General features: G+C 44.7%; 1 protein-coding gene. It reads right to left on the bottom strand.

Annotated elements, in window-relative coordinates; translation table 11 throughout:
* A partial coding sequence (locus tag WDB87_RS00095) for a hypothetical protein (protein WP_337848644.1) occupies positions 1-246 on the bottom strand: 246 nt, incomplete at both ends.

Consider the following 246-nt stretch of genomic DNA (forward strand, 5'->3'; position numbering starts at 1 on the left):
GACGTTTTCAACCGTGACTTTATCTCCGTTCACATCGGTAAATACCACAGTGGCTCTTTGGTTAGCATCAGCCTCTTCTATTACGCCACTTACAACTACATTATTTTGCTCTGCAGTATTAATAACGGCGTCATCGCCTGTTGCAACATCAATGCTGGTTAGGGCTGTTTTATCGTGAATGGCGGTGTCTGTATCAGTTGCTGTATTACCTGCTACATCACTGACTGTGGCTGTGGCGGTTAATGT

The organism is Pseudoalteromonas sp. C12FD-1, from assembly GCF_037414265.1.
Lineage (GTDB): Bacteria > Pseudomonadota > Gammaproteobacteria > Enterobacterales > Alteromonadaceae > Pseudoalteromonas.